Here is a 25,878-nt window from a genome sequence, read left to right on the forward strand (position 1 = left end):
TTGTCCCGGCTTGCTGTCGGATGAATGCATATGCCGGATGAAACTGCCAGCGCGCAGTGATATCGGGCAGGTATACTGCCGCCTTTCGCGGCTCGCCCTTCGGGCCCGACTTGCATGCATGACCCGGAGCCTTACATGACTTCCCCGACACCTTCGCCCGCGGACGATCTCCCCGGCGGCGAACAGGCCGATTTGCCCGACAGCGATGTTTCCAGCAGCGAGGACATCAAAGCGGCGATCCCGGCTTTCAAATTCCCGTTCAAACCCGGTGAACTGGCGGCGGCCAAGGGCGCCGGGCAACAGCCGTGGTACAAGAACGGCGCGAAGAATGGCCATACCAAGACCCCGGGTGCGGCGCCTCCCGGCACGCGGCGTTCCATGGGCAAGCGCTGAATTGCTCCTTCGAGCACGGGGACGACTTCAGCTCGTGACCCGTGCGCCCGCCAGGCTGCCACTCAATTCGTAAGCCGTCAGCTCAGCCTGGTGCGCCGCGAGGATTTCCGGCAACGAGCCGCGCAGGTACTCGACCCAGGTCTTGATCTTCGCATCCAGGTATTGGCGCGACGGGTAGATGGCGTAGAGGTTCAGTTCCTGGGAGCGGTAGTTGGGCATGACCCGCACCAGCGTGCCGTTGCGCAAGCCTTCGATGGCCGCGTACACCGGCAATACCCCCACGCCCATGCCGCTGGTGATCGCGGTTTTCATCGCATCGGCGGAGTTCACCAGGAACGGTGAGCTGTTGATGGTGACCATCTCTTGGCCTTCCGGGCCGTCGAACACCCATTTTTCCAGCGGGATGACCGGGCTGACCAGGCGCAGGCAGGCGTGGTTGAGCAGGTCGCTGGGTTTTTGCGGGCAGCCGCTGGCTTTCACGTAGGCGGGCGAGGCGCAAACAATGCTGTAGGTGATCCCCAGGCGCTGGGAGACGAAGCCCGAATCCGGCAGTTCGCTGGCGAGCACGATGGAGACGTCGTAGCCCTCGTCGAGGATGTCCGGCACCCGGTTGGCCAGGGTCAGGTCGAAGGTCACGTCCGGATGCGTCTTGCGGTAGCGGGCGATGGCGTCGATCACGAAATGCTGGCCGATGCCGGTCATGGTGTGGACCTTCAACTGCCCGGCCGGTCGCGCATGGGCGTCGCTGGCCTCGGCTTCCGCTTCTTCGACGTAAGCCAGGATCTGCTCGCAACGCAGCAAGTAGCGTTTACCCGCCTCGGTGAGTGCAATGCGCCGCGTGGTGCGGTTGAGCAGGCGGGTTTGCAGATGGGCTTCCAGGTTGGAAACCGCACGCGAGACGTTGGCTGTGGTGGTATCCAGTTGCACGGCGGCGGCGGTGAAACTGCCGGCTTCGGCCACACAGCTGAACGCGCGCATGTTTTGCAAGGTGTCCATGGAGGGCTCTCTTGGGAGGTGGCAAATTGTGACATGAAGTTACAGAGATGCGGGACCCGACTAATGGATTATCGCGTTAACGGTAACAAAGATTCGCAGAAAGGTCGGCTTATCGCCGGAGAGGGCGATGCCTAGAATTGCCGCCAAAGCAGGAGCGGGCCTTGGTGGGCACCTGTGGGAGCGAGCTTGCTCGCGATGAGGTCATCACATTCAACATTTGAGGTGAATGTCCGGACGCCATCGCGAGCAAGCTCGCTCCCACAAGTTTGCGTTAACAGGCAGCCATCCTCGTCGTCATGCCCCCCTCAGGAATTTTGCGCAAGTGCCGCGTTGCATCAGCAGAGAGCTGAAGACTCTCAGTGTTTGGGTTTTGACATTAACCATCAGCGGTTGCATCGGCACAGGTGGTATTGCACCGCAAGGCCAGGTGTTGCCGGCCAATCAACTGGCGACCGATGCCGCGATCCGCGAGGCCGCCCGCGACGCCCACTGGCCCACCCGCCAGTGGTGGCAAGCCTATGGCGATCGGCAACTGGACCGCTGGATCGACCTGGCCGTGCAAGGCAGCCCGAGCCTGGCCATGGCCGCGGCGCGAGTACGTCAGGCCAAGGCCATGGCCGGTATTGCCGAGGCTGCCGAGTCGTTGCAGATCAATGGCGAGTCGACCCTCAAGCGCCATAACTGGCCCACCGATCAGTTCTACGGCCCGGGCGAGTTGGCCGACACCACGACCTGGGACAACAATGCTGCCCTGGGCTTGAGTTATGCCCTGGACCTGTGGGGCCGTGAGCGCAATGCCAGCGAACGGGCGGTTGACCTGGCCCACGTCAGCGTCGCCGAGGCACGGCAAGCGCAACTGGAATTGCAGAACAACATCGTGCGCGCCTACATCCAGTTTTCGTTGCACTACGCCCAGCGCGATATCGTCGTTGCGACCCTGCGCCAACAAGAGCAGATTCTCGACCTGGCGCAGAAGCGCCTGGACGGTGGCATCGGCACCCATTTCGAAGTCAGCCAGGCCCAGGCGCCGCTGCCCGAGACCCATCGCCAACTCGATGCCCTGGACGAAGCCATCGCCTTGAGCCGCAATCAATTGGCGGCCTTGGTGGGCAAGGGGCCGGGAGCGGGTGCGCAGTTGCAACGTCCGACCCTGGTCCTCGGCGCGCCCTTGAAGCTGCCGTCGGCCTTGCCCGCCGAACTGCTTGGCCAGCGTCCGGATGTGGTGGCCGGGCGTTGGCAAGTGGCGGCCCAGGCCCGAGGCATCGATGTGGCCCGGGCTGGCTTCTATCCCAACGTCGACCTGGTGGGGAGCCTCGGCTACATGGCCACCGGTGGCGGGGCGCTGGAGTTTTTGACCGGCAAGAAACTCACCTACAACGTCGGGCCGGCGATCACGTTGCCGATCTTCGACGGCGGGCGCCTGCGTTCGCAGTTGGGCGAAGCGGCCGCCGGGTATGACATCGCCGTGGCGCACTACAACCAGACACTGGTGAACGCGCTCAAGAGCATTTCCGATCAGTTGATCCGTCGCGAATCCATGGACAAGCAGCAGGCCTTCGCCGCCGAATCGGTGGCCGCGGCCCAGCGTACCTACGACATTGCAAAGGTGGCGTTCCAGCGCGGCCTGACGGACTACCTCAATGTGCTCAACGCCCAAAGCCTGTTGTTCAAGCAGCAACAGGTGCAACAGCGGGTGGAGGCGGCTCGCCTGACGGCCCATGCCGATCTGGTGACGGCGTTGGGCGGTGGGCTGGAGGCCGGCAGCGACAGCCCCGCCCTGAACCACAATGCTGAGTAGACCTGTCGTGATGTCCTTACTTGCCCCCGCACGCCGGTTGTATCGCCTCGAATGGCGCCGTGGTTTCTTCGACTGGGCCCGTAGCGACGGAGTGACCTGGGTCTATATCTTCAAGGTCCTGTTCGCCGCGTTCCTGACCTTGTGGCTGGCGATGCGCCTGGAATTGCCACAACCGCGCACGGCCATGATCACCGTGTTCATCGTCATGCAGCCCCAGAGCGGGCAGGTGTTCGCCAAGAGCTTCTACCGTTTCCTCGGCACCCTGGCGGGTTCTGCGGTGATGGTGGCGCTGATCGCCCTGTTCGCCCAGAACACCGAGCTGTTCCTTGGCTGCCTGGCGATTTGGGTCGGCATCTGTTCGGCAGGGGCGGCGCGGTATCGTAACTTCCGCGCCTATGGTTTCGTGCTGGCTGGCTACACTGCGGCGATGATCGGCTTGCCAGCGTTGGCTCACCCCGAAGGGGCGTTCATGGCGGCGGTCTGGCGGGTGCTGGAGATTTCCCTGGGAATTCTCTGCTCGACCCTGGTCAGTGCCGCGATCCTGCCGCAAACCGCCAGCGCCGCCATGCGCAACGCCTTGTACCAGCGCTTTGGCGTGTTCGCCCTGTTTGTCACCGACGGCTTGCGCGGACGAAGCAAGCGGGAGGCCTTCGAGGCCGGTAACGTGCGCTTCATCGCCGAAGCCGTCGGCCTGGAGAGCCTGCGCAGCGTGACGGTGTTCGAAGACCCGCACATGCGTCGGCGCAATGGCCGGCTCAGTCGCTTGAACAGCGAATTCATGGGTGTCACCACCCGTTTCAATGCCTTGCACCAATTGCTCGAACGCTTGCGCGGCGGGGCGGCGGATCATGTGGTGAACGCCATCAAGCCTGGTTTGCAAAACCTTGCCGAGCTGCTGGACGGCTTCAGCGCACGGGCCTTGACCGACGCCGACGCAGCGCGGTTGGCGGCGGCGCTGGCAGACTACAAGGCCGACCTGCCGGCCCAGGTACGGCGCTTGCGGGCAGCGTTCCAGGGCACCGCGCCAAGCGATGGCGAGCAGTTGGACTTTCATACCGCTTATGAGCTGCTTTATCGCTTTGTCGACGACTTGCACGGCTACGCCCTGACCCATGCCTCCCTGGCCGAGCATCGCCACGAGCGCGAGCGCTGGGACGAACCGTTCGTGCCCCAGACCAACTGGCTGGCCGCCGCGGCATCGGGGTTTCGCGCCGCTTTCATCCTGCTGGTCCTGGGCAGCTATTGGGTCGCCACGGCCTGGCCGAGCGGCGCGACCATGACCATGATCGCCGCGGCCACCGTGGGTCTCTCGGCCGCCACCCCGAACCCCAAGCGCATGGCTTTCCAGATGGCCTGCGGTACGTTGTTCGGGGCGCTGGTCGGCTTCGTCGAGATGTTTTTCATTTTCCCGCTGATCGATGGTTTTCCGTTGCTCTGCGTGATGCTCGCCCCCGTCATCATGTTCGGTTCGTTCCTCAGTTCCAGGCCGCAATACGCCGGGGTCGGACTGGGGCTGCTGATTTTCTTCTGTACCGGCTCAGTGCCGGACAACCTGACGGTCTACAACCCCTACGCCTTCATCAACGACTACATTGCGATGATCCTTGGCATGTTGGTGTGCGCCGCTGCCGGGGCGATCATCCTGCCGCCCAACAGCCGCTGGTTGTGGCGTCGATTGGAGCAGGACCTGCGTGAGCAAGTGGTGTTCGCCATTAGCGGTCGTCTGAAGGGCCTGGCTTCGAGTTTTGAGAGCCGCACCCGCGACCTGCTGCACCAGGCCTACGGTCTGGCGGCGGGGCAACCCCAAGTGCAACGGGACTTGCTGCGCTGGATGTTCGTGGTGCTGGAAGTCGGTCACGCGATCATTGAGTTGCGCAAGGAGCAGGCTATCTTGCCGGTGCACCCGGCGTATGCCGAAAGCCAGCCATGGCGCCAGGCGATTCGGGTGATGGGGCGGGCGCTGGTGCGACTGTTCCGCCAGCCGGGCCAGAGCAATCTGGAGCGTGCGTTGGTGGCGGTGGATCATGCCATCGGCCGCGTGCAGGCCACCGACGAACCCTTCGCCCCGCATTTCGACACCTCGGCCCTGCGCCGGGTGAAGAGCTACCTGCATTTCATCCGCACTTCGCTGCTGGACCCGCAATCGCCATTGGCCGGCTATGCCATGGCGCATGCCACATCGCTTCCCCAGGAACCTGAACATGCCCCGTGAGATCGCCTTCCATGGCGTGTACATGCCCACCATGACCCTGATGTTCTTCATCGCCGCCGGCCTGGCCTGGGCCTTGGACCGCTTCCTGTCGGGGTTGGACCTGTACCGTTTCTTCTGGCACCCGGCGTTGTTGCGCCTGAGTCTGTTTACCTGTCTGTTCGGCGCGCTGGCGCTGACGGTCTACCGTTGAGATCGATGCGATGAAAAAGTTTTTCAGCCTGCTGGCGACGCTGTTGGTACTGGCCCTGGCGTTGTGGATCGGCCGTACGCTGTGGGTCCATTACATGAACACGCCCTGGACCCGCGATGGCCGGGTGCGGGCCGACATCATCAATGTGGCCGCCGATGTCAGCGGCGAGGTGGTCGAGGTGTCGGTGCGCGACAACCAGTTGGTGAAAAAGGGCGACTTGTTGATGCGCATCGACCCCGAGCATTACCGCATCGCCGTGAAGCAGGCGCGCTCCCTGGTGGCGTCGCGCAAGGCCACCTGGGAGATGCGCAAGGTCAACGCCCATCGACGTGCCGACTTGGACAGCCTGGTGATCTCCCGGGAAAACCGCGACGACGCCAGCAACATCGCCGACTCGGCCCTGGCCGACTACCAGCAGGCCCAGGCCCAGTTGGAAGCCGCGGAGCTGAACCTGTCGCGCACCGACGTTCGCGCGGCGGTGGATGGCTACGTCACCAACCTCAACGTGCACCGCGGCGACTATGCGCGCATCGGCGAGGCGAAAATGGCCGTGGTGGACATGCATTCGTTCTGGGTCTACGGCTTCTTCGAAGAGACCAAATTGCCCAAGGTGCGGGTCGGCGATTCGGCGCAGTTGCAGTTGATGAGTGGTGAGACGCTCAAGGGCCATGTGGAAAGTATTTCCCGAGGCATCTACGACCGCGACAACCCCGAAAGCCGCGACCTGATCGCCGATGTGAACCCCACGTTCAACTGGGTTCGCCTGGCCCAGCGAGTGCCGGTGCGCATCCATCTGGATGAAGTGCCGGACGGCGTGCTGCTGGCGGCGGGGATGACCTGCACGGTGGTGGTCGAGCCCCACTCCAAGCGCTGAGGCATCGCATCATTTGTGGGGGGATGGTGAGATTTGATCTACACCACAAATCCCTGTGGGAGCGAGCTTGCTCGCGATAGCGGTGGTTCAGCCGCATCGAGGGTGGCAGACACTCCGTCATCGCGAGCAAGCTCGCTCCCACATTTTTTCCGGGGGGATGGTGAGATTTGATCTACACCACAAATCCCTGTGGGAGCGAGCTTGCTCGCGATAGCGGTGGTTCAGCCGCATCGAGGGTGGCAGACACTCCGTCATCGCGAGCAAGCTCGCTCCCACATTTTTTCCGGGGTGATGGCGAGATTTGGTGTACACCACAAGTCTCCTGTGGGAGCGAGCTTGCTCGCGATAGCGGTGGTTCAGCCGCATCGAGGGTGGCTGATACGCCGTCATCGCGAGCAAGCTCGCTCCCACAGGAATTGACCACAACAGCAAAAAAGCCTGCGTTGATTACAGCGATTTTCCCAACCCGAACCGCTTCATCAACCCCTTCTCCAGAAACCCTTTGGGCAACAAACCCGCCATCAACGGCAGCGCCCGGCTGCCGTTGCCCAGACGCAGCAAGCGGGGTGGCTTGGGTTGTTGAACCGCCTTGAGCAGCGCCGCGGCGAATTCGTGGGTGGGGGTCGGGTTGTCCTGGGACGCCTTGGCCCGGGCGCGGATGCCATCGCGCAGGGGCCACCAGGGCGATTGTTCGCTGATCAGTTGTTCGGCTTCATGGCCGGCATTCTTGGCGAAGCTGGAGGCAATCGCGCCGGGCTGGACCTCCATCACGCGGATGTCGAAGGGTGCCAGTTCCATGCGCAAGGCATCGCTCAAGGCATGCACCGCCGCCTTCGAAGCGCAATAAGCGCCAGCGAACGGCGTGACCAGCACCCCGGAAACGCTGCCGATGTTCACCACCAGCCCCCTGGCCCGGCGCAGCACCGGGAACAGCGCCCGGGTGACCCCGACGATGGCGAACACGTTGGTTTCGAACTGACGCTGCATGGCTGGCACGCCGCCGTCCAGCAGCGGGCCCATGGCGCCGTAGCCGGCATTGTTGACCAGCACATCCAGGCCGCCACATTGCTGGTTGATCCGCTCACCCAGTTGCTCCAGGGCCTGGCCATCGTTGACGTCCAGTTGCACGGCGGTGAACCCGGCGGTGGCGAGTGTCGCCACGTCTTCAGCCTTGCGCGCCGTGGCCCAGACCTGATAACCCGCGGCCTTGAAGGCATCGGCGAGGGCGCGACCAATGCCGCTGGAACATCCGGTAATCAACGCAACAGGCATGGCGCGTTCCTTGTGCAAGAAGTTGGGGGAGGGCAATCAGTTGGAAAAGCTACCGTGCAATCGCTCGGCGCGAAACTCCAGGGTCTGCGGGCGATAACCCGGGCGCAGGGGCGGCAGCGGCAGGCAGTCTTGCCAGTCGGCGCCGGCTTGCAATTCGCCTGGGCCACGGTAGCGCGGAGCGTTGTAGGGGCTGTCGGCCAGGTTGATGGTGTCCCCGGGCGCATAGGCCGCGACCCGCCAGCGCAGCTCGATCAGCGGCACGTCATTGTTGTTTTTCAGGGTCAGCGACAGCGGCCGGTCGGCAGGGCATTGTTCGGGGGCATAGCGGATGCGCAGTTCCAGGCGCTCCAGTTGCCGGGTCTCGCGGTTTTCCTGCCAGAGCACCCACGCGGCGACCAGTCCCAGCCCGATGAAGGCCGCCAGGGAGACCGGCAAGGCCTTGGCCGGGTAGCGCAACAGCAGGATGAGCCAGGTGATGACCAGCAAAACGCCGATAAGCATGGTGGAAGCCTCCGTTACCGTAGGCACATCCTACCGAAGGGCGCGGGCAATGTTGAAGCAATGATGCCAGGCGATCACCCGACTCAAAAAAAAGCCCCCACCCAACCCACTGCGGATAGGGGACGCAGTGGGCTGGACGGGGGCTTCTCGTAACGCTGATCTTTACTGATCGTTGTCGATCATTACTGGGCGATGGTTTTCACCGAGACGCCGCGTTCGATCGGGGTGGAGCGACCGTAGATGTCTTCGAAACGTTCGATGTCATCTTCGCCCAGGTAGCTGCCGGACTGCACTTCGATGATTTCCAGCGGGATCTTGCCCGGGTTGCGCAGGCGGTGGACCGACGCGATCGGGATGTAGGTCGACTGGTTTTCGCAGAGCAGGAACACGTTCTCGTCGCAGGTCACTTCGGCGGTGCCGCTGACCACGATCCAGTGTTCGGCGCGGTGGTGGTGCATCTGCAGCGACAGGCACGCGCCCGGCTTGACCGAGATGTGCTTGACCTGGAAACGACCGCCCATGTCCACCGAGTCATAGGAACCCCACGGACGATAGACCTCGCAGTGGTTCTGGGTTTCGGTGCGGCCCTGTGCGTTGAGGGTGTTGACCATCTGCTTGACGCCTTGGACCTTGTCCTTGTGGGCGATCATCATGGCGTCCTTGGTTTCGACCACCACGATGTTGTCCAGGCCGATCACCGACACCAGCTTGCCGTTGCCGTGGATCATGCAGTTGCGGCTGTCCTGGACGACCACGTCGCCCTTGGTGACGTTGCCGTTGGCGTCCTTGGCATTGACTTCCCACAGCGACGACCAGCAGCCGACATCGCTCCAACCGGCCGACAGTGGGACCACACAGGCGCGCTGGGTCTTTTCCATCACCGCGTAGTCGATGGAGTTGTCCGGGCAGCAGGCGAAGGTGGCTTCGTCGAGGGTAATGGTGTCGGCCGTCTGCTCACTGCGCTCCAGGGTCAGCAGGCAGGTGTCGTAGATGTCCGGATCGTGCTTTTTCAGCTCTTCGAGGAAGCGGCTGGCGCGGAACAGGAACATGCCGCTGTTCCAGAAGTAACCGCCGGCCTCGACGAACTCGGTGGCACGCTTGACGTCGGGTTTTTCGACGAAGTGCGAGACGCGGCTCACGCCTTCGGGCAGCAGCGCATCGTTGGTCGACTTGATGTAGCCATAGCCGGTTTCCGGTTTGGTGGCCGGTACGCCGAACAGCACCATCTCGCCACGCTCGGCGGCCACGGTGGCCAGGGCCAGGGCGCGTTGCAGGGCTTTCTGGTCTTCCAGCACGTGGTCGGCCGGCAGCACCAGCATCAACTCGTCGCGGCCTTCGTTGACCAGCATCATGGCCGTCAGCGCCACGGCCGGTGCGGTGTTGCGCCCGAACGGTTCCATCAGGATGCGCTGGGCTTCGAGCTTACGGTTGGCCAACTGTTCGTTGACGATGAAACGGTGGTCTTTGTTGCAGACCACGATCGGCGTGTCCATGCCTTCGAACACCAGGCGCTCGAGGGTCTGCTGGAACAGGGTGTGTTCACCGGTCAGGGCCAGGAACTGTTTAGGGAATTGCTTGCGCGAAAGCGGCCAAAGACGTGAGCCACTACCACCTGACAAGATCACCGGAATCATGTTTGTTACTCCTTGAAGCGAAATGGTTGTTAGAGCTACTGCGTTCTGTCGTTTCACTCTCTTGTTGTTGTTCCGTACCCGAATGACAGCTGTGTCCAGTGTGGGAGCGAGCTTGCTCGCGATGGCGGTGTATCAATCGACATCCATGTTGAATGTCAGATAGCTATCGCGAGCAAGCTCGCTCCCACAGGGCACAGCGTCAGTCAGGAAAACTCATCAGCGGGTCGACACCGGGCGTTTCACCCACACTGGCGACAGGCTGCTGCCCGAACCGGTGACGTACAGCACGGCGGCTTCGCCGCGCTCCAGGGCCACGGGCTTGAGGTCGCCGACTTTCTTGTCGCCTTCGAACAGGGCCAGGGACACTTTCACCGGGTTGATCTCACGTTCGCCACGGCCCTTGGCAGCCACGTTCGGCACCACTTCGGTCTTGCCGTCGGCGGTCTTGAGGGTCAGTGCCTTGTCGCTGAGGTTCTGTACGCGGACCAGGGACTTCTGCTTGTTCTTGAATGGCGGTTCTTCGATCAGTTGCGGCTGGCCAGTGGCGTTGTTGACCAGGGTGTAATAGTGATCGGAGGCCAGTTTCACCGGCACGGTCTGGCTGCCGACCTTGGCGCTGTAGTCGCCACCGGGCATGAAGCTGAAGTCGCTGCTGGCCAGGGGGGCTACATCGCTGATGTTGGTGCTGCCGACGGTGGCGCTGACTTCGGCGTTGGCGGCGTTATAGACCCGCACGAAGCTCGAGCCTTTTGGCGCGACCGGGCCGTACAGGGCCGAGTCACCGGCAAAGGCGGACAACGAGAGGGCGCTCATGCTGGCGACGAGGGCAACGGCCTTGAAGGAGCGAGCAGCGAGACGGCGAGGAGTAGTGTTGAAAGTCATGGTGGACCTCTCTTTCAGTTTTGCGCCCGGTCGGGCGTCTCGGATGGGGTGTTGGCGGCTACGTTCTGTTGGCGAGCGCCGGCTTGCTTGAGCTCTGCGACCCACTGTGGGTCGGCGTCGCCGATTTCGTTGTTTACAGGCAGGTAACGTTCAGGGAACTCCCAGATCAGCACCTGTGGCGGGCTGTTCTTGAAGGCATCGCTCTTGAGATAACTGAGCATTGGCAGAATCGGGCCGTGGCCGTCTTCGGCGTAGTTCACGACATCGCTGTGCAGGGCTTGCTTGAGTGCACCGACGAAGTTCCAGTTAGGGTTGGCGCTGTAGCTGGTGCCGATCAGGGCCACGGGCACCTGGGCATCGGCGAACAGCGCGTCGTCGCCGGCCGGCTGGTCGTCGGCTTCGCGGGTGTTGCGTTTGACCAGAGGCTCCTGGGCTGGCATCAGGTTTTCGAACAGCGGGTCCAGCGGCAGGAACTGGCGCAGGTCGCCCTTGTGGGTGATTTTTTCTGCAGGCTCGGTGACGAAGCGCTGCGGCTCGCCGTTGAGCGGCGTGCGCTCGGCAATGGCCTTGGCCAGGTTCTCGGCAGCGACCTGGGCGCCTTCCGGGGTCCAGTGGGTGTCCGTGCGCAGGAACACTTGCTGGCCGCTTTGCTTGGCCTGTTGCAGCGGGCCGAGCAGGTCAGGCGCGAGGATATTGTCCGCCGCGACGCGAGCATGGAAATCCTGGTAGAGGTTGGCGTGGATGCTCGATGGCTTCACTTCGCCCAGGTGCTCGGGGTACAGCCGCGCCTTGGCCGGCACGATCGCCATGACCAGGGTGATGCCTTGTTCCTTGAGCTTCTGGCGCACGCCTTCGACCAGCGCGTAGTTGCCTTGCAGGTTCAGCTCTTCGTTGACGATCGGGTTGAACTCTTCGTCGCTGTACAGCCACTGGTCGCGGCCCAGGACCACGCCTTTGCGGCCTTCGTTGAACAGCTTGTAGTCCAGCGCGGCCCAGATGTTGGTGCCCAGGCGCTTGATCGGGAACTCGTCGTCGTAGTGCGTTTCCACGGCCTTGGCCCAGCGCCCGTTGAGCACAGTCGCGTCGGGGTTGGTGCTGAAGCCGAAGAAGCTGCGCATCGACCAAATACCCAGGGCTGTCAGGATCAGCATGAACAGCACGACGTAGAAGATGCGTAATGAGCGGGTCATATTCAGATCCCTCAGAACTGGAAGTAAAGGAACGGCGAGAAGCTTTGCGCCGAGAGTTTGAGAATCGAAGCGATGAACAGCAGCAGCACGAGGGCGCGCATCACGTAGCGCGACCAGTCCACGGTCCAGTAGGCCGGTTGCACCTGGGCTTCGACACCCACGGTGTAGCCCGGTTCATGGATCGCCGCCGGGTTGTCACCCGGTACCGCCTTGATCAGCCCCGGCTGCGCGGTGGCCGGGCCGTTGGCCTCGGTGTTGACGTCAGGCTTGGTCTTGACCGGCGGACGATTGGTGTAGAAGTCCCGCAGGCCGAAGAAGGCGAGGGTCACGTAGGCCACCACCAGCGTGGCGATCTGCAGGCCGGTGAGGTTGGCGCGAGTCAGTTCCGACAGCGACCAGTCGCCGAAGCTGAACATGGCGCCGTACATGCGACCGGCCACGTGCAGGTTTTCGGCCCGGAAGATCACCCAGCCCATCACCACCAGCAGGAAAGTCAGCGCCCAGCGGATCGGGTTGATGCTGCGTGGCGTGGTGTTGATGCCCACCGCTTTTTCGATGGCCAGCCACATGCCGTGCCAGGCACCCCAGATCACGTAGGTGATGTTCGCGCCGTGCCACAGACCACCGAGGAGCATGGTCAGGAACAGGTTGCGATAGGTCATCAGCGTGCCTTTGCGGTTACCGCCCAGGGTGATGTAGAGGTAGTCACGCAGCCAGGTCGACAGGCTGATGTGCCAGCGGCGCCAGAACTCGGTGATCGACTGGCTGATGTAGGGCTGCTTGAAGTTTTCCATGAAACGGAAACCCATCATCAGGCCCAGGCCGATGGCCATGTCGCTGTAGCCGGAGAAGTCGAAGTACAGCTGCGCGGTGTAGGCCAGGGCGCCGAGCCAGGCATCGCCCGTGGTCGGGTTCTGCAAGGCGAAGCAATGGTCGGCCACCACCGCCAGGGTGTCGGCGATGAACACTTTCTTGATGAAGCCCTGCATGAAGCGGGTGCAGCCTTCGGAGAACTTGTCCAGCGTGTGAGTGCGGTTGTTGAACTGGTCGGCCAGGTCGCGGAAACGCAACACGGGGCCGGCGATCAGGTGCGGGAAAATCGCCACGAACGCTGCGAAGTCGATCAGGTTGCGGGTCGCCGGCGTGTCACCGCGATAGACGTCGATGATGTAGCTGATGGACTCGAAGATGTAGAACGAGATCCCGATCGGCAACAACACGTGGGTCAGGATGAACGGGTTGAGACCGAAGCCGGTGATGATGGCGTTGAGGCTGTCCACGCCGAAGTTGGCGTATTTGAAATAGCCCAGGATGGCCAAGTCCACGCCCACGCCGAGCAACAGCCAGCGCTGGGCCGGTTTGGTGCGCACACCGGCGGCGCCGACCTTCAGGCCGATCCAGTAGTTCCACAGGGTCACGCCGGCGAACAGGGCGAGGAAGTCCACCCGCCACCAGGCATAGAACACGTAGCTGGCGATCAGCAGCAGCAGGTTGCGATAGCGTTGCCCGCTCAAGTAGTACAAGCCGAGAAAGATCGGCAAGAACAGGAACAGGAACACGTTGGATGAAAATACCATCCCGATCTCTCCATGTTGAATCAACAGTCAAGGGCCAGAGCCCCCCCAAACCCCCCCATGAAACCGGGAGGTTGATTACATTCGAAACAAACCACATTCCCTGTGGGAGCGAGCTTGCTCGCGATCGCGATCTGACATTCACTTTGGTGGCGACTGACATACCGTCATCGCGAGCAAGCTCGCTCCCACAGGATTCCCCGCCAGGCAGGGAGGGTGGGCTCAGCTTCCTTTTTCGCCTTTCTCCCGCGACGGGTCATACACCCGGGTCAAGTCCCCGCCGAGGCGGAAGGTCTTGAACGGTTGCATTTCATGCTTGCGCTCCAGCACATCCTCGGAGCAGGTGTAGAGGCTGCAGAACGGTTCGAGCCAGGCGAATTTCGAATCGACCTTCAGGTCTTTCATGTCCTGCTCGTCGCCGTTCTTCTCTTCGAAGATGTCCGGGTCTTTCACCCCGGCCAGCACCCGGTCACCCAGTCGCTTGAGGGCGCCGTTGTTTTCCTGGCGCAGGTCCACACCGTTGACCTGGGCGAAGCTGGCGATCATTGCCAACGGCGGCAGGGCATAGTTGTGGTAGGACAGGGCCCGTTGCTTGCGCTTGAGTTCGTTGGGCAGGAAACCGTCGGCATCGACCTGGTTGACGCCGACCTTGTATTCCTTGACAGCCCAGTCGAACAGGTCGCGACGGTTGGTTGCCACGGAGGTGGCCATCACCGACCAGGCGGCCCAGTAGGAATGGTTGTTGGTCTTGTCCAACGGCAGGTTGTCCCAGTCGCTGACCACCTGATCGGCCATCCGGCTGAACCAGCCTTCGATCAGTTGCGCCTGCTCCTGGTGGTTGGCCAGTGGGCGCGACTCGGAGAACTTCAGGCGAACGTAGGCCGAAGCCATGCTGCCCAGCGCCCATTTGCGCATGGACTTGCCGGTGTGGTTGAAGTCCTTGGACATCAACGCATCGGCCTGGGCCCAGGCGGTCAGCCAGTTCAGCGTGCATTCCAACTGCTCGGGGCGGCCGTCACGCATGAACTGCATGACTTGCTTGCTGACGCCACGCTCGATCTTGGTGATGTCGGCGGTGCTGTCGCGGAAGGCTTTTTCCGATTGCACGTTCAACGTCGCGCGGGCCTTGTCGGAGCCCTCGTACTTGCTGCGAAATTGCAGGGAACCGGTATAGGGCGTCGGCGTGGCGTCGCAACCTTTGGCCGCTTCGCCGGCCTTGACCTTTTCGATCGGTGCGAAGTAACCCTGTGGCGGGCGCAGCGGGGCCGCGGCCTGCGTGGCCCCGGCGAACAGCGCCAGGGTCAGCAGGGAGGGCGCCAGCAGCGTTTTCAACGTTCGGGTGCGCGTGGTACTGGTCATGAGACGAGACCTCATTGTCCGATTTGAGCCGTTTGTTGCCCGGCTTGCGGAGATGCGTTGCGTTTGCAGATTTTCGCTTCGATTTGCAGTGGCTCTTTACCGGCTTCAGGGCCCTGGACTTCAACGGCTAGCAGGTTCTGCGAAGCCCAGTCCTCGTCGGTGCGCAATTGGAAGGCGAAACGTCCGTCGGTGTCGGAGGTATCCGGTTTTTCGATCTTGATATCCTCGTGGCGCCCATTCATGTACCAGAGGGTGGCTTGCAAGGTTTTCACCGAGGTGTCGGCGAAGCGGATGTCGACCTGGTGGCTGCTGTTACGCAGATCCATGTTCTTGGTATTGACCATCAATTCGTTCTTGCCTGGCTTGAGCGCGGTCTTGCTGCTCATGAGGGCCGGCTTGCCTTCGCAACCGTTGTTGTCCAGCAGCGCCATCATCTGGCGGTAGATGGTTTCCTGGTCCAGGCGATACAGCGGCGAGAATTCCCAGATGAGGATTTTCGGCGGGCTCTTCTGGAACTCTTCGCTGCCCAGGTACTGGATCATCGCGCCCTCCAGACCGCCGCCAGGGAAGGCGACGTTGAGGATGTCGGCGCCGATGGCTTCTTCCAGGAAACCGGCAAAGTTGTAGTTCTTGCCGCTGTGACTGGTGCCCACGAGGGTGATCTGCGGGTTGCCGGAATCGCTGAACAGGTCGCCGTCGCCAGCCTCGCCCTTGGGTTCGGTGGTGAACTGGTCCATGTACTGGATCGCATAGCTGGTGCCGCACAGCTGTCCGGCCATGTTGTGCAGGGTGCCGGTCTTGCCCATGCGGCCGGACTTCTTGGTCTCGAACTCACGCTTGGGAATGTCGGCGAAGGCCGGGATCTGCTTGACCTTCTCGGCGACGATCTTGGCCGTGCGCTGGGCGCCATACGGCGTCCAGTGCTGGTCGCCACGGAAATAGAAATCGTGGGCCGGCAGCGTCTCGGGCAGGTTTTCGTTGGTCAGCGGCGACAGGTCCGGCACCACATAACCCATCTGGGCGAAGCGGCCGAGCATGGATTTGTAGTTGGTCAGGGCTTTCTCGTAGTCGAAGGCGGCCTTTTCCTGTGGGTTGAGCTTGTTGCGGTTCACCAGGCCCCGGGTCGGCTGGTAGACGATCACCAGCTCGACGCCTTTTGCCTTGAACGCATCGTGCAACTGTTGCATGCGCTTGTAGCCGGCGGGGGTGGTGTTGAACTCGGTGCGCAGGTCTTCCTGGGTCCGGAACAGCCAGTCGCCCTGGGCCTGCACCAGCGTGGTGAAGTTCTGCTGGTAGCGCGTGGTGTAGTTCTTCGCATCATGGGCCGCCGGGCACAGGTTGCAGCACGGTTCGGCGGTGAAGCTCGGAGCCTTGATTTCATCGGCGCGCGCGCCGCTTGCAGCGGCGAGAATGCCGGCAGCCAGGGCAGACAGGCCCAAAAGTTTGATCATCTGTGGGTTCATAAAGGTCATCCTCAGTCCCGCAATTCGGTCTGGCGTTCGACAGGGTCGATCAGCACGGCTTTCTGCTGGCGCACCAACAGGTCGAGAATTTCATCCTGGCGTTCGCCAAGGATTCCCGTGAAGCTGATGCCGCTGGATTTGGTCGGCGCGAGCATGGACACGCGGTACAGCTCGACGCTCAACGGCGAGTCGATGGACAGCGGGCCACTGCCGTTGGCAGCCAGTTCGCCGCCGACCACGATCAGCGAGACTTCGGCGTCGAACGGGTCGAGCTTGATGTCACGGTCGGTGTCGGACAGGTCCTTGATGTGACCGTAGATACCGGTCAGGCCGTTGGCCATGGACACGTTTTCGTAGAGGCGGATGTTCACGCTGTTACGAATCCGGATGCCGTGGCGGCGATTGCTGATCACCTTGTTGCCCCACAACAGGTTGTCAGCACTCTCATAGAGCGTGATGCCGTCGGTGTGGTTCTTGTAGATCTCGTTGTAGGCGATCAGGTTGTTCACGCTGTTACGGTCGATCACCAGGCCCGAGAGTTTGTTGTCGTAGCTGCGGTTGTTGAAAATGAAGCTGTCGTTGACCTCACGGGAAACAATGATCCCGTGCTTTTTCTTGGTCCCATAGACGGTGTTGTCGGCGATGATCAGCCGATGGGAACGGTCATGGGGGTCGATGCCGTAGACGATGTTGTCTTTGTAAGTGTTGCCCTTGACCACGAAGTCGCGGGTTTCGTAGCAGTAGAAGCCGTACCACATGTCCGAGAACTCGGAACCGATAATCCAGCCGGTCGGTTCCGGACGCTTGAGGACCTTGGCCATGTTCGGCGTGTACTGGGAAATACTCACCCCGTACGACTTACTGTTGGCGTAGCCGAAACTCGCCATCTTGGTGTTGACGATGTAGGTCTCGGTGCCACCCCAGGCCAGCAGGAACGGACGGAATTCCTTGGGCGAGCGGAACGTGGCGGGGCCGTTGTCCTTTTCACGCCAGCCGGTGACCTTGGTGTCGCGGATGAACATATGGCCATCGTTGACCAGGAACGAGCCGCCCTCTTGGGACAGGCGCAGTTCCTGGGTCTGTTTGTCGATTTCCAGGATGCCTTTCTGGCCGACCACGATCGGAATCTTCGCCAGGTAGATACCTGGCGAAGTTTCGATGATGTACTTGGGCGCCTTCTTGGCCAGGTCCTTGAGGTTCATGTAGCCGTCGTCGAGGAAGATGGCCTGTGGGATACCGTGCTGACGCACGACCCACTCGGCCATCTTGTTGTCGCCGCCGATGAAGTCCTTCAAGGCGTTTTCCTGCATCATCCGGCGCACGCTGACCTTGCCGGGCTTGGTGCGGACGATTTTTGCCGCGACCGCTTCGGCGGTGTAGCCGGAGAGGTCGGGCAGGGTTGGCTTGGCCAGTTCCAGTGGTGCGGTCGGTGCACTGTTGACGGTGTAGGTCTTGGCCCGTTGCAGTTCCTTGACCACGTTGCCCGGTTTGACCACCGGTTCAACGTTGGCGAACGCCGGCGAGCCGGCCAGCAGCATCGCTGCGACCAACAGGCTGATCGAACCTTTCATCGCCTGGCTGTTCCTGAGGTAGCGGTTCATATCGGGCACTCCCATGGCCATTCGCATCAGAAGCGCCAGATCACGTCGACAAAGGCGCGATGCATGTACGAATCGACCTCTTTGCCGTAGGCGTCGCCTGGCTTGAACACACCGCCACGAAAGCGCACCAGCGCCGACGGCTCATCAATGGACTGACTCAGCGCGGCCGGCAGCAGGCCTTGCTTGAAGTACTTGGTAACGACCAGGTCGACTTCCTGGCCCAGATCCTTGTCGCCATCACGCAGCGGCAGGGTCGAGGTGGACAGGATCGCGCCGGTCACGTCATCGGTGTTGTTTTCCACGGCGTTGATGCCGTTGCTGCCCACCGGCTTGTTACCGTCCACGCGCCAGAACTTGTGGTACACCAGGCTGGCGTCGTATTCGTCACGCAACTGCCAGGAACCGAACAGGCTGGCGCTCTGGGTGTTGGCCATTTCGCCCCGGAACGCTTCGCCGAAACGGTGGACCCGCGAGCGGGTGCCGGTGAAGTTCGAGCGGTTGCTTTGCAGGCCGTTCTGTTCGTAGTCCTCGCTGGCGCGGGCATAGGCCGCACCGACTTGCCATTGCGGGTCGAGGCGCAGGCGGATACCCAAGTCGGTCGCCCAGCCATCCACATCGTCGCTGCGCTTGGCTTCTGTCGGGCGCGTGCCGTCGGCATTGAGCGGGTTGACGGTGTCGCGCTCGCCGGTCATGCCGGTGATGCTGGCCCAGTAGTTGATGGTGTTGGTGTTGCGCCAGTTGTAGGCGTCGCTGTTGGCTTCCAGGCCGAGCCAGGTCAAGTCGCCGTTCTGGGTCTTGTCCAGGGTGTCGGTGGCTTCGCCCGGGGTCGGGTAGTCGAGGCTGCCATTGTCATGGGAGTGATGGGCGCGGATACCGGCCCACTGGCCTGGCATCCACTGGTAGCCCACGTCGCCATAGACGTGCAGGCGGTCCTTGTCCTTGGGGGACAGTTCCTTGAGGTCGGTGCGGTATTCGCTGAAGCGTTCGGCCACGCCGAGGTTGGCCCGCAGCAAGGTGGTGTCGAAGGTCCAGTTCAGGGCTTCGATGTTGGTGTCGCGCCATTGGCCGTCGTCGTTGCGCAGGCGTTGGCGACCGAACTTCAGCTGCTCGCCCGGGTACGGGGTCAGGCCGCGGTAGCCGATCCAGAACTCGCGCATGGCCAGGTAGCTTTTCTTGGCTTCGCGATCGCCGCTGTCGGTTTGCTGGGTGCTGCCATCGGACTGTTGCAGGGTGTCGGTCTCGATGATGTCGGAGGACGTCACGGCCTGGGCCATGGCGTAGGCGCTCCAGGCACCGCTTTCGCTTTCACCGTAGACCCAGGGACGCAGGTCCAGGCCGACACCGTTGACGTCGCCACCGCTCTGGGTGCCGAGGTCACGGTCGTCTTCGGACTGGCCGGTGATCTTCACTTCCAGGCCGAAATTCTTGCTCTCGGTCAGGGCCGCCAGGGTCGGGCAGGACCACAGCAGAGCAAACGACAGGCCAATACCAGCCTGCACAAAAGGATTGAGCTTCAAAAGCTTCATAGAGGTTCCTCGCCGTCATCTTCTTTTAGGGCTTGCAGTTCCAGCGTATCGGGGCTCATGGCGCCGCGAATGGCCTGCTCTTGTTTTAGCAGGCGCTGGGCTTGTGCAAGTTGTTCCGGCGGTAATTGTGCTTCGAGGGTTTGGGCAAGCTCGATGGCTTGCGGGGTGTTCTGCGCCTTGGCCAACTGGCTGAACACATAAGCGTTGAGCGGGTTGGGCTTGGTGCCCTTGCCCTGGGAGAACAGCTGGGCAATGGCGAAGTCGGCACTGTTCTGGCCGTTGCGGGCGGCCTTGAGCAGGTGGTCCAGGGCTTTTTGCGAGTACACCTGGCCCAGGTAGCCGCGGCGATAGATCTGGCCGAGGTAGTAATCGGCGGCCACTTCGCGGCCCACGGCTTTCTGGAAATGCGCCTCGGCGGCCTTGGCATCGGCCGGGACCCACTTGCCTTCGTAGTACAGCTTGCCCAGCAACAGCTCAGCGCGAGGCTGGTCGGCAGCGCGGCCGTTTTCCAGGTATTGCATCATCTTGTCGACGTCACCCAGTTCCGGGAAGTCGTAGAGCAGTTGCGCCAGGCTGACCCAGGCTGCGGGGTAGCCAGGGGCGATGCCTTCGAGCAACGACTGGGCGGTCTTTTCGTCGGTCTTGCCCAGGCTGGCATCGGCCAGGACACGGGCAACGCTGTCCACGCGCTGGGCGGATACGACGCCACGGGCGTGACCGTCCTGCATCTGCTTGAGCAATGCGGCCTGCTGTTCCGGCTGGCCGCGTTTCTGATAGACCGTGGCCAGTTCGACGTAGCAGATGTCCGTGGTCGCCAGCGCGGCCTTGCAGACCTTCTCGATTTCATCCAGGTGCTGGTCGTAGGTGCCCTGGGTGCGGTAGAGCAGAATCTGCGCCAGGCCCGCTTCCGGGTAGCCGGCGCTGCGCCATTGGCTGATCTGTTGCTGGGCGTTGACGTTCGGGAAGCTGTGGGGATATTGCAGGTACAGCATCGCCAGCGGGATCAGGGTGTTACCTTCGCCGTTGGCGAAGGCTTTCTTCAACAGGCCTTCGGCTTCGTGTTTTTCCGCTTCGGTGGAACCGGGCTTGGCCACCAGCAGGCGACCCAGGCGAGCCTGGGCCCGTGGCGAGATATCGGCCGCGGCGCGGTAAGTCGCCTCGGCTTTTTTCATCTGCTCGGGGTCGCGGCTGTCCACCTGGATGTCGGCCAGGCCCACCTGGGCCTCGCTGTAGCCCAGGTCGGCCAGTTGCTGGTAGTTCTGCTGTGCCAGCGCCGTGTCGCCGCGCTTGAGCGCTTCGTTGGCCAGGCGCTGGTCGGGCAGGCCGGCGCAGCCGCTAAGACTGACTGCCAGCGCCAGAGCACACAATGCATATCCTGTGTGGGAGCGAGCTTGCTCGCGATACAGGCCGCTCGGTGTTCCAGACAGACCGCGTCGATCCCATCGCGAGCAAGCTCGCTCCCACAGGGAATGCAGTGCATTGTTGTTTTGTGGAGTGGTCACGGGCATATCCTCGACTTAAATACCGACGGCCATGGCTTTGTCGATCAGCCAGTTCAGGTTCGGGCCACGGTCGCTGGTGACTTCGACCGGACGGCCGGCCAGCGCGCTGTCCAGGGGTTCGTCAGGTTGGATCAGCACACGGATATCGGAGGACAGGTCGGCACTTTTCAGGCTGGTGCTGCTGACGATCTTGCCGGTACGGGTGGTGTCTTCGCCGGCGACCTGGAAGCTGACCGGGGTGCCTGGGCGAACGTCGCTGAACTGGCGATAGGAGAAGCGCGCTTCGACGTTGGCTTCGGTGCCCCGTGGGACCAGTTGGAAGATCACGTCGCCCTTGCTGGCGTACTGACCGTTGGCGACCAGTTGCTGGGCCACGATGCAGTCGCACGGGGAGGTCAGGGTGCCGGTCATTTGCTTGCCAAACAGCTCCTCGACCTTGGCCGGCTGCAACTGGTTGTCGTCCAGGTGACCCTTGAGCACGTCGAGCATGCTGGTGCTGAAGGTCGCCAGCGGGGCGCCCTTGGCGGCCACACCGTCAGACTTGACCAGGCTCTGCACGGTGCCGTCGCGCGGCATGGTGATGGCCATGCCCGGTACGTTCACCAGGCCTGCCTGGGCGTGGCTGACGAAGTACATGCCGTACACCGACTTGAAGATGAAACCGAACGCCGCCAGGCCAACGACGAAGACCCCCAGGCTGAAGGTCACGGCGCGCAGGCGACCCATGGCACTCATGCCACCGTTTTCGTCTTTCTGCTTGCGGGCCTTGGTGAAGTTGTCGCGCTGCAGGGTCGCCAGCACGTCACCGACACCGACGATGTCGCCGGCCAGGTGCGAGGTGATGATATGACGCAGTGTCGAGATGTCCCGCGGCTCCAGGTTCTGGAACTGGCAACCGGTGCGGCCGGTCTGGCGGTCGTAGGAACGGATCTGCAACTCCACGTCCATGGCCAGGCCAAGGTTGTCGATCACGAACTGCAGGCGAGCCTTGTAGGTCTCGCCAACCTTGAGCGGCAGTTGGCCGGCGTTGAAGCACAGCCCACCGGCGGACAGGTCCAGGACCTTGACTTCCATGGGGGTGCGGTCGGGGCCGAAGAAACGCAGCTTGGCCGGGATTTTGACCCGGGCATGTTGGCGCTGGGCTTCGGATTCATGCACTACGTTGACATTCACGGCGGTGTTCATAGGGGCGATTTCCTAGTTAATTCATTCAAGTCCGGTCAGACCATCGTCAGCAGCACGGCGACAAAAATGCTGCCGGCGGAGAAGGTCATGGTCCGAGACGACCAAGTGTTGAACCAACGTTGAAAGCTGGCGAGATCACGGGTCAGTGAGGTTGGCTGGCGGGTCCAGGACTGCTGGTCGAGGCGGAAGAACACGTAGATCTTCACCAGGGCCCCGACGATCTGGTTGTAGTAGAGAATCGCCGGGTAGGCAGGGCCGATCTTGTGTCCGGAGCACGACAGCAACAGGGTCAGCAGCAACCGGGTGATGCCGATCCACAGCAGGTACACCAGGATGAACGCGGTGCCGTACTTGAAGCTGGCGATCAGTGCCACGGTCAGGCCCAGCAGCGAGGTCCACATCGACACGCGCTGGTCGAACAGCACCACCGAGGTGAACAGGCCCAGACGGCGCATGCCCAGGCCCAGTGCCCGGGAGTTCTGCCGCAGGTTGTTGCCATACCAGCGGAACATCAGCTTGCGACTGGCCTTGATGAAGCTCTTCTCCGGCGGATGCTCGACGGTGTTGATCGCCGCATCGGGCACGTAGAACGTGTCGTAGCCCAGGCGCATCAGGCTGAACCAGCTCGACTTGTCGTCGCCGGTCAGGAACTTGAAGCGGCCCAGGCGCCAGTGTTGCAGCGAGTCGCTTTCCACGTCGGCGATGAAGTCCGGGTTGGTGACCACGGTGGCGCGGAACACCGACATGCGCCCGGTCATGGTCAGCACGCGCTTGGACAAGGCCATGGAGCACATGTTGATGTGGCGTTGGGCGAAGCGCAGTTTGTGCCACTCACTCATGATGTAGCCGCCGCGCACTTCGCAGAACTCGTTGGTGGTCAGGCCGCCGACGTTGCCGAACAACTGGAACCACGGCACGGTCTTGCGCACGACGCCTTCGGCGAGCACGGTGTCGCCATCGATCACGGCGACCACGGCGCGGTCGTCCGGCAGGTGGCGGGAGATGGCGCGGAAGCCGTAGGCCAGGCCGTCACGCTTGCCGGTGCCAGGGATACGCACGAAGTCCAGCTTGACCCGCGCAGGCGGGTTCATGCGGGCCCAGAGGCTCTTGACCAGCAATTCGTCGGACATTTCCACGATGGAACAGACCACGGTGGTGGGCAGCCCGCAGTCGATGGCCTCGCGGATCACCGAGCCATACACCTGGGCAGTGGTCAGCGCATCGATCCGGAAGCTGGTGACCATCAGGTACACGTGGGACGGATCCGCCGCCTTGCCCAGCTTGCGGACCTTGCGGCGCAGGTGTGGGTAGACGATGTACAGGAAGATCATGCCGCGCACGAAATGCGTTGCTCCCATGGAGTAACGCCAGATGCCCACGGCGCCGATCAGGAAGATGAAGTCCTTGGATTCGGAGTCGAACGTGGACGTGGGCAGCGCCATGGCGATGCCCATCAATAAACTCAAGTAAAACAGCCAACCGGCGGCCTGAAGCAGGCCGTGCTTTAGCCTGTGCATAATCTGCATCCGTCTCTATCTCGGGCGGGCCTTGTGGGCGGCCCGATGGGTTAAGGCAGGCGAAAGGCCGGCCGAGGCATGCCCCGGCCGGCAAACAGACTTACCAGCAGATGCCTTCGGTCCGGCCACTCGGGTTGGTGGCCTTGGACATGAAGCCGACCAGGTCGATGACCTGCTTGCCTTCCGGTACGTTTTCGGTCAGCGCGCGGAACTTCTCGTCGCGGTTACCCAGGATGATGATGTCGGAGCTGTCGATCACCGAGTCGAAGTCGGCGTTGAGCAAGGACGAGACGTGAGGAATCTTCGACTCGATGTAATCCTTGTTCGCACCGTGGACGCGGGCGTATTCGACGTTGCTGTCGTAGATCTTCAGGTCGAAACCCTTGCCGATCAGCATTTCCGCCAATTCCACCAGCGGGCTTTCACGCAGGTCGTCGGTGCCGGCCTTGAAGCTCAGGCCCAACAGGGCGACTTTGCGCTTGTCGTGGCTGGAGACGATGTCGAAGGCGTTCTGCACCTGGGACTCGTTGCTGCGCATCAGCGAGTTGAGCAGCGGCGCTTCCACGTCCAGGGCGCCGGCGCGGTAGGTCAGGGCGCGAACGTCCTTGGGCAGGCACGAGCCGCCGAAGGCGAAGCCTGGGCGCATGTAGTACTGGGACAGGTTCAGGGTCTTGTCCTGGCAGACCACGTCCATCACTTCACGACCATCGACGCCGACGGCCTTGGCGATGTTGCCGATCTCGTTGGCGAAGGTCACCTTGGTGGCGTGCCACACGTTGCAGGTGTACTTGATCATCTCGGCGACGGCGATGTCCTTGCGGATGATCGGCGCATCGAGCTCTTCGTACAGCGACTGCAGGACGTCGCCGGAGGCGGTGTCGAACTCACCGATAACGGTCATCGGCGGCTGGTCGTAGTCCTTGATCGCGGTGCTTTCACGCAGGAACTCAGGGTTGACCGCGACACCGAAATCGACACCGGCTTTCTTGCCGGAGCAGTCTTCCAGGATCGGGATGACAACGTTTGCCACGGTGCCCGGCAATACGGTGCTGCGAACTACGATAGTGTGGCGGGTGGTCTTGTCACGCAGGACAAAACCAATCTCGCGGCACACCGCTTCGATGTAGTTCAGTTCCAGGTCGCCGTTCTTTTTGCTCGGTGTACCGACGCAGATCATCGACAGGTCAGTATCGCGAATCGCCTCGGCGAAGTTGGTCGTGCCGCGCAGTCGGCCAGTTTGAATGCCTTGCGCCAACAGCTCACCAAGACCCGGTTCAACGATCGGCGATTTACCGGCGTTGATCATGTCGATTTTGTCTTTGGCGACATCCACGCCAACTACATCATGGCCCCGTGCAGACAGGCAACCGGCACATACTGCACCGACGTAACCCAAACCAAATATGCTAATGCGCATCGCATTTACCTCTGTTTTCACGCCATTAAATGGCCGGAGTTAATAGTGTTCAGCGGTCATCGAGCACTCGGAAGTGTGGAATGCAGGCGCCACAGTGCCGTGTGCAGGCATACTAAGTTCCGAGTGTCTAAATAAGTGCACTCAAGTTGTGCGCAAAGCGGCCTAGTTGTTATGACCTGCCCTGTTATGCAGCCAGTCCCTGTAAATCAAGAACGCTCGTGCAAAAAGTCTCTCACCTCTGATTCCTGGCAAAAGCCCACAAAATCAGAAGCTTGTGTGCTCGGGTGAGCACGTTATAGGGGCGCAGCCTTGGCCTTGTAGGGGATAGTAATGGTGCGTTATCTCCTGTCCTTTATAAGATGGATCCAAATAGGCGACCGTTTCGCTAAATTGCCATGACAACTTGGTTACTTGGATCGACGGCCTATGTAAGTCATCTCTTACACGCTCCGTGAGAATCGTTACCGGTGGTATGAGCCGTGCAATTTCACATAGTTCCGATCCGCTCATCGCGATTTTCGAAATTTTTCGAAATATTATCCAAGATGGCACTGCCCTCAATATGATGGCACTTGCCGTTTCATCCTTTATTAATGGGGAGTTAGGTGGGGTAGATGGTTTTGTGCCACTACTGATAAAAAATTTTGGTGCCACTACGCAAAAAACTGACGAGTGTCGAGTGAAAGAAAAGTTAGAGGGGGAGTGGGGCGATTAATTGACGTCACGAAACTGGCGAAACAGGCGGGGAACTAAGATGACGGATCGGGGCTTGATCGAAGCCCCCGATCAGGG

Annotated in this window: 21 protein-coding genes; 6 read left to right on the forward strand and 15 right to left on the reverse strand. The window is 61.8% G+C overall.

The features are described from left to right. Nucleotides 1-135 precede the first annotated feature (135 nt). The gene (locus J4E63_RS02775) at nucleotides 136-393 is read left to right on the forward strand and encodes a hypothetical protein (RefSeq protein WP_092166214.1); all 258 of its coding nucleotides are present in this window, start codon (nucleotides 136-138) and stop codon (nucleotides 391-393) included. A gap of 27 nt (nucleotides 394-420) precedes the next feature. Here the strand turns inward: J4E63_RS02775 and J4E63_RS02780 are convergent, their stop codons facing one another. Continuing rightward, on the reverse strand, nucleotides 421-1,389 hold the full coding sequence (locus J4E63_RS02780) for a LysR family transcriptional regulator (RefSeq protein WP_060740766.1): 969 nt from the start codon (nucleotides 1,387-1,389) through the stop codon (nucleotides 421-423). A 322-nt stretch (nucleotides 1,390-1,711) separates the two neighbouring features. On the opposite strand from J4E63_RS02780, the gene J4E63_RS02785 reads away from it, so the two are divergent. Genes J4E63_RS02785 through J4E63_RS02800 form a run of 4 tightly spaced genes read left to right on the forward strand, consistent with a single transcriptional unit; the run spans nucleotide 1,712 to nucleotide 6,463 of the window. Then, a complete protein-coding gene (locus J4E63_RS02785) occupies nucleotides 1,712-3,187 on the forward strand; it encodes an efflux transporter outer membrane subunit (RefSeq protein WP_207281039.1) in 1,476 nt (491 codons plus the stop codon). Nucleotides 3,188-3,194: 7 nt separating this feature from the next. After that, entirely contained in the window at nucleotides 3,195-5,399 is a 2,205-nt protein-coding gene (locus tag J4E63_RS02790; RefSeq protein WP_060743136.1) for an FUSC family protein, read from the forward strand. Then, nucleotides 5,389-5,589: a DUF1656 domain-containing protein gene (locus J4E63_RS02795; RefSeq protein ID WP_003205331.1), complete on the forward strand. Its 201-nt coding sequence runs from the start codon at nucleotides 5,389-5,391 to the stop codon at nucleotides 5,587-5,589. Before J4E63_RS02790 ends, J4E63_RS02795 begins: the two co-directional genes overlap by 11 nt. Before the next feature lie 10 nt (nucleotides 5,590-5,599). After that, nucleotides 5,600-6,463 carry an HlyD family secretion protein gene (locus J4E63_RS02800; RefSeq protein WP_207281040.1) on the forward strand — a complete coding sequence of 288 codons (864 nt, stop codon included), beginning with the start codon at nucleotides 5,600-5,602 and terminating at the stop codon, nucleotides 6,461-6,463. A 447-nt stretch (nucleotides 6,464-6,910) separates the two neighbouring features. Here J4E63_RS02800 and J4E63_RS02805 read toward each other — a convergent pair whose 3' ends face one another. The 14 genes from J4E63_RS02805 to J4E63_RS02870 all read right to left on the reverse strand — a co-directional run bounded on the left by J4E63_RS02805 (nucleotide 6,911) and on the right by J4E63_RS02870 (nucleotide 25,086). Next, complete coding sequence (locus tag J4E63_RS02805; RefSeq protein ID WP_207281042.1) at nucleotides 6,911-7,735, reverse strand: SDR family oxidoreductase; 825 nt, start codon at nucleotides 7,733-7,735, stop codon at nucleotides 6,911-6,913. A 36-nt stretch (nucleotides 7,736-7,771) separates the two neighbouring features. Then, nucleotides 7,772-8,236 (reverse strand): multidrug transporter, encoded by a 465-nt coding sequence (locus J4E63_RS02810; RefSeq protein ID WP_103311247.1) that lies wholly within the window; start codon nucleotides 8,234-8,236, stop codon nucleotides 7,772-7,774. A 182-nt stretch (nucleotides 8,237-8,418) separates the two neighbouring features. Further along, nucleotides 8,419-9,870, reverse strand: a complete 1,452-nt coding sequence (locus J4E63_RS02815; RefSeq protein ID WP_060740771.1) for a mannose-1-phosphate guanylyltransferase/mannose-6-phosphate isomerase — start codon at nucleotides 9,868-9,870, stop codon at nucleotides 8,419-8,421. A 216-nt stretch (nucleotides 9,871-10,086) separates the two neighbouring features. Further along, nucleotides 10,087-10,752: an alginate O-acetyltransferase AlgF gene (locus tag J4E63_RS02820; RefSeq protein ID WP_060740772.1), complete on the reverse strand. Its 666-nt coding sequence runs from the start codon at nucleotides 10,750-10,752 to the stop codon at nucleotides 10,087-10,089. A gap of 14 nt (nucleotides 10,753-10,766) precedes the next feature. Further along, nucleotides 10,767-11,942 carry an alginate O-acetyltransferase gene (locus J4E63_RS02825; protein WP_207281044.1) on the reverse strand — a complete coding sequence of 392 codons (1,176 nt, stop codon included), beginning with the start codon at nucleotides 11,940-11,942 and terminating at the stop codon, nucleotides 10,767-10,769. 11 nt (nucleotides 11,943-11,953) lie between these two features. Further along, the gene (locus J4E63_RS02830) at nucleotides 11,954-13,519 is read right to left on the reverse strand and encodes an MBOAT family protein (RefSeq protein ID WP_207281046.1); all 1,566 of its coding nucleotides are present in this window, start codon (nucleotides 13,517-13,519) and stop codon (nucleotides 11,954-11,956) included. Between the two features lie 219 nt (nucleotides 13,520-13,738). Then, nucleotides 13,739-14,875: a mannuronate-specific alginate lyase gene (locus J4E63_RS02835; RefSeq protein WP_207281048.1), complete on the reverse strand. Its 1,137-nt coding sequence runs from the start codon at nucleotides 14,873-14,875 to the stop codon at nucleotides 13,739-13,741. An 11-nt stretch (nucleotides 14,876-14,886) separates the two neighbouring features. After that, nucleotides 14,887-16,338, reverse strand: a complete 1,452-nt coding sequence (locus tag J4E63_RS02840; protein ID WP_192262188.1) for an alginate O-acetyltransferase — start codon at nucleotides 16,336-16,338, stop codon at nucleotides 14,887-14,889. A gap of 11 nt (nucleotides 16,339-16,349) precedes the next feature. Further along, nucleotides 16,350-17,939 carry a mannuronan 5-epimerase AlgG gene (algG, locus tag J4E63_RS02845; RefSeq protein ID WP_192262189.1) on the reverse strand — a complete coding sequence of 530 codons (1,590 nt, stop codon included), beginning with the start codon at nucleotides 17,937-17,939 and terminating at the stop codon, nucleotides 16,350-16,352. Nucleotides 17,940-17,965: 26 nt separating this feature from the next. Further along, nucleotides 17,966-19,456 (reverse strand): alginate export family protein, encoded by a 1,491-nt coding sequence (locus J4E63_RS02850; RefSeq protein WP_207282442.1) that lies wholly within the window; start codon nucleotides 19,454-19,456, stop codon nucleotides 17,966-17,968. Between the two features lie 5 nt (nucleotides 19,457-19,461). After that, nucleotides 19,462-20,973 (reverse strand): alginate biosynthesis TPR repeat lipoprotein AlgK, encoded by a 1,512-nt coding sequence (algK, locus tag J4E63_RS02855; RefSeq protein WP_207281050.1) that lies wholly within the window; start codon nucleotides 20,971-20,973, stop codon nucleotides 19,462-19,464. Nucleotides 20,974-20,982: 9 nt separating this feature from the next. Further along, complete coding sequence (locus tag J4E63_RS02860) at nucleotides 20,983-22,152, reverse strand: alginate biosynthesis protein Alg44 (RefSeq protein WP_207281052.1); 1,170 nt, start codon at nucleotides 22,150-22,152, stop codon at nucleotides 20,983-20,985. A 35-nt stretch (nucleotides 22,153-22,187) separates the two neighbouring features. After that, nucleotides 22,188-23,669 carry a mannuronan synthase gene (gene alg8, locus J4E63_RS02865; RefSeq protein ID WP_371919231.1) on the reverse strand — a complete coding sequence of 494 codons (1,482 nt, stop codon included), beginning with the start codon at nucleotides 23,667-23,669 and terminating at the stop codon, nucleotides 22,188-22,190. 100 nt (nucleotides 23,670-23,769) lie between these two features. Then, on the reverse strand, nucleotides 23,770-25,086 hold the full coding sequence (locus tag J4E63_RS02870; protein WP_053124910.1) for a nucleotide sugar dehydrogenase: 1,317 nt from the start codon (nucleotides 25,084-25,086) through the stop codon (nucleotides 23,770-23,772). Nucleotides 25,087-25,558: 472 nt separating this feature from the next. Here J4E63_RS02870 and J4E63_RS02875 point away from each other — a divergent pair, with 472 nt between their 5' ends. After that, entirely contained in the window at nucleotides 25,559-25,801 is a 243-nt protein-coding gene (locus J4E63_RS02875) for a hypothetical protein (protein ID WP_207281054.1), read from the forward strand. The last annotated feature ends 77 nt before the right edge of the window (nucleotides 25,802-25,878 follow it).

It is taken from the genome of Pseudomonas sp. FW300-N2F2 (assembly GCF_017351655.1).
In the GTDB taxonomy this organism is placed as follows: domain Bacteria; phylum Pseudomonadota; class Gammaproteobacteria; order Pseudomonadales; family Pseudomonadaceae; genus Aquipseudomonas; species Aquipseudomonas fluorescens_AA.

What these genes read in the sequence shown, in the direction of transcription:
- J4E63_RS02775 (WP_092166214.1), top strand. Translation starts at nt 136, where the DNA reads ATGACTTCCCCGACACCTTCGCCCGCGGACGATCTCCCCGGCGGCGAA.
- J4E63_RS02780 (WP_060740766.1), bottom strand. Translation starts at nt 1,389, where the DNA reads ATGGACACCTTGCAAAACATGCGCGCGTTCAGCTGTGTGGCCGAAGCC.
- J4E63_RS02795 (WP_003205331.1), top strand. Translation starts at nt 5,389, where the DNA reads ATGCCCCGTGAGATCGCCTTCCATGGCGTGTACATGCCCACCATGACC.
- J4E63_RS02800 (WP_207281040.1), top strand. Translation starts at nt 5,600, where the DNA reads ATGAAAAAGTTTTTCAGCCTGCTGGCGACGCTGTTGGTACTGGCCCTG.
- J4E63_RS02805 (WP_207281042.1), bottom strand. Translation starts at nt 7,735, where the DNA reads ATGCCTGTTGCGTTGATTACCGGATGTTCCAGCGGCATTGGTCGCGCC.
- J4E63_RS02810 (WP_103311247.1), bottom strand. Translation starts at nt 8,236, where the DNA reads ATGCTTATCGGCGTTTTGCTGGTCATCACCTGGCTCATCCTGCTGTTG.
- J4E63_RS02815 (WP_060740771.1), bottom strand. Translation starts at nt 9,870, where the DNA reads ATGATTCCGGTGATCTTGTCAGGTGGTAGTGGCTCACGTCTTTGGCCG.
- J4E63_RS02820 (WP_060740772.1), bottom strand. Translation starts at nt 10,752, where the DNA reads ATGACTTTCAACACTACTCCTCGCCGTCTCGCTGCTCGCTCCTTCAAG.
- J4E63_RS02825 (WP_207281044.1), bottom strand. Translation starts at nt 11,942, where the DNA reads ATGACCCGCTCATTACGCATCTTCTACGTCGTGCTGTTCATGCTGATC.
- J4E63_RS02830 (WP_207281046.1), bottom strand. Translation starts at nt 13,519, where the DNA reads ATGGTATTTTCATCCAACGTGTTCCTGTTCCTGTTCTTGCCGATCTTT.
- J4E63_RS02835 (WP_207281048.1), bottom strand. Translation starts at nt 14,875, where the DNA reads ATGACCAGTACCACGCGCACCCGAACGTTGAAAACGCTGCTGGCGCCC.
- J4E63_RS02840 (WP_192262188.1), bottom strand. Translation starts at nt 16,338, where the DNA reads ATGAACCCACAGATGATCAAACTTTTGGGCCTGTCTGCCCTGGCTGCC.
- algG (WP_192262189.1), bottom strand. Translation starts at nt 17,939, where the DNA reads ATGAACCGCTACCTCAGGAACAGCCAGGCGATGAAAGGTTCGATCAGC.
- algK (WP_207281050.1), bottom strand. Translation starts at nt 20,973, where the DNA reads ATGCCCGTGACCACTCCACAAAACAACAATGCACTGCATTCCCTGTGG.
- J4E63_RS02860 (WP_207281052.1), bottom strand. Translation starts at nt 22,152, where the DNA reads ATGAACACCGCCGTGAATGTCAACGTAGTGCATGAATCCGAAGCCCAG.
- alg8 (WP_371919231.1), bottom strand. Translation starts at nt 23,669, where the DNA reads ATGCACAGGCTAAAGCACGGCCTGCTTCAGGCCGCCGGTTGGCTGTTT.
- J4E63_RS02870 (WP_053124910.1), bottom strand. Translation starts at nt 25,086, where the DNA reads ATGCGCATTAGCATATTTGGTTTGGGTTACGTCGGTGCAGTATGTGCC.
- J4E63_RS02875 (WP_207281054.1), top strand. Translation starts at nt 25,559, where the DNA reads ATGAGCCGTGCAATTTCACATAGTTCCGATCCGCTCATCGCGATTTTC.